Below are 2483 nucleotides of genomic sequence, written 5' to 3' on the forward strand. Positions count from 1 at the left end.
TCCATAGCAATCAGTGAGGGGTCGGTTACGTCCACGTGGGTGCGTACAAACTGAACCCCATGGGCAGCTTGTTTTTGGATGGCTTTTCTGGCACGATCTTTTACATCCTGTTTGGAGAGTTTTTCCTTCCGTTTTGACCAGCACTCAATTCCTTCAAACAGTGTGCCGCTTACATTCCAGCAAGGGTCGCCGGCCGTGAGACAGGTGTCTAAATGTACGTGCGAATCGATAAACGGCGGCAGTGCCATGCAGCCTTGGCAGTCGATGACTTCTTCACCTGGGAGCGGTGTAAGATCCTTGGCAATGGTTGCAAATTTTCCATCGGTGATGCGGATATCCGTAGTTTCAGTTGCATTTTCAATGATTATATTTTTAATTAGCATAGTAAAACTCCTTTTTTAGCAAGATAAGGGTACTACTTTTTTCTTCTTAGAACGGGCTGCCAGTTCGGAAACGAAACTGACGATCCCAGAAACCAGCAGGGAATTGACCGGCGGGACTCCCCAGGGAACCAGTAATCCGGCCAGGGTACCGCAGATGACGGCAGCGACACTTCCTTTATTGATGGCTTTTACTTTATAATTTGGATCAAAATATTCATGCTTGTTCATGAAATAGTGTACGATTAGTACGGCGCCGATCGGTGGAATCATGCCACCGAGAATGATAAGATACGTAACAAAATGATAGTACAGCCATACAGAGGCAATGGTGCCGATAATGCCTGCAATCACCATCAGTGGCTTCATTGGAGTTTTTACTATATTTGATACGCCCAGTCCGGCTGTATATAATGCATGGTTGTTGGAAGCCCAGATATTAAAACCGAGTGTAATGATAGCAGGAATGGCCAAGCCCTGGAGGATCATAATGCCGAAGATATCTGCCACTCCCATTACGGCGCCGCCAATAGCACCAAAGATCATCATAATGGAATTGCCCACAAAGAAAGCGGTAACAGTGGCCGCAACCGCAATTTTGCTTGTTTTCGAGAAACGAGCAAAGTTGGGAGTGGAGGTTCCGCCGCTGATGAAAGAACCTACTACGATGGTAATTCCTGCTGCTAATGTGAGTGGATTTTCTGGATTAACGGAGAATACATTGTTAAAGCTGCCGGCTTTGCTGAGTCCCTGACTGACAGAATAGGTTCCAAGGATGCCAATCAGCGGTACCGCGATAGAACCTAGTACGGCCAGAGACTTGATTCCAAAATAGGCGGATGAAGTCATGATCAGTCCGGCAAAGGCGACTACCACCCAAGTAGGAAGATCTAGAAGATCGGCTACCGGAATGGCGAACATAGCAACACCTACTCCAAACCAGCCCGTCTGGGTGAAGGTGATGATCGCTGAAGGAAGATAAGAACCGAGAGTGCCAAAAGAGCGATGGGCCAAAAGGTCATAGGATAGGCCTGTTTTTTGTCCGATATGCGCCAGTGTGCCGCAATATAGTCCGAGAAAAGCGTTACCTAGCGCTACACAGAGCACAAAGCCCGATAAGGTCAGACCAAGCCCTAAATTGCCTCCTGCGGTCATACTCGGAGCAAAAAAGGTAAAGCCTACCAGCACTGCCATAGCCGCCCACAACCCCTGAGTCTGTCCTGAGGCTGGAACTGCGGCCAGCGAAAATTCCGAGTCATGCGCTTGGGTATTCGATGTTGCTGTTTCGATTGCGTTCATAAAGTTCCCCTTTCATTTCGAAGTCATCGCACGAGTAACATAGAATGTTTTATTAGCATTGTTTTTCAGGCGATTCCTCCTTTGTAGGCACCCTGTAAACGTAAAAAGCTCTCTGCCAAAAACTGACAGAGAGCTATTAAGGCTAACTAATACTACAATTAGCTACCTAACAACCGCTCACCTTGTCAGCCTCTCTGGACTGCCTTTAAAGGTGCCTTTTTAAATTACCCTTATTATGTCACTATCTGGGAAGCTTGTCAAGCTGTCGGCAACATTTTGCTGTTTGTTTTTCCGATAATGCCCATACAAGGAGTAAATCAATAGCTGGTTTAGCCACAGAGGGCGGTTTTGCTACCAGGCCTTTGCGCCTTATGTGTATGTGAGCGGTGTGTTAGTAATCGGAAAAAACCAGAACGAAGATTATTACCGGCGGTAGCTATTTTTTATTTCTAACCTGCACCTAATACCTCTACGTATCATACGATATACAAGAAAACAAAACAAACAGCAGAGGAGGTATTCATATGGGTTTTGGTTTTGGTGGTTGTAATAATGGTAATGGTGGGTTTATTATAATTATCATTATTATCCTATTACTGTTCTTCTGTTTCTGCGATGATGGTTGTTCGCCTACTTGTTAGTATATAACTTTGGGGTACTTATCATCCTCCACAACCCATCCACGTTCATGCATATGGCTCCGCGCAAGCGGGGCTTTTTATTTAGCCTGTAGAAATTTGTAGCATATATTTTAGGCTCTATAATAAATGTTGGGGTAACCAGTTCTACAACTGGAACTGCCTC

The 2483-nt window shown here is 45.5% G+C and carries 2 protein-coding genes; both read right to left on the reverse strand.

Annotated elements, in window-relative coordinates; all coding sequences use genetic code 11:
* Positions 1-383, reverse strand: a 383-nt coding sequence (locus AC29Z1_RS16555) for an amidohydrolase family protein (RefSeq protein ID WP_488272554.1), incomplete at its 3' end; no start/stop codon positions are given.
* 15 nt (positions 384-398) lie between these two features.
* The gene (gene codB, locus AC29Z1_RS16560; RefSeq protein ID WP_488272555.1) at positions 399-1679 is read right to left on the reverse strand and encodes a cytosine permease; all 1281 of its coding nucleotides are present in this window, start codon (positions 1677-1679) and stop codon (positions 399-401) included.
* Positions 1680-2483: the final 804 nt, after the last annotated feature.

Source organism: Sporomusa sp., assembly GCF_057736855.1.

Bases quoted from the DNA above. Each gene is read 5' to 3' on its own strand.
- codB (WP_488272555.1), bottom strand. From the start codon at position 1,679: ATGAACGCAATCGAAACAGCAACATCGAATACCCAAGCGCATGACTCG.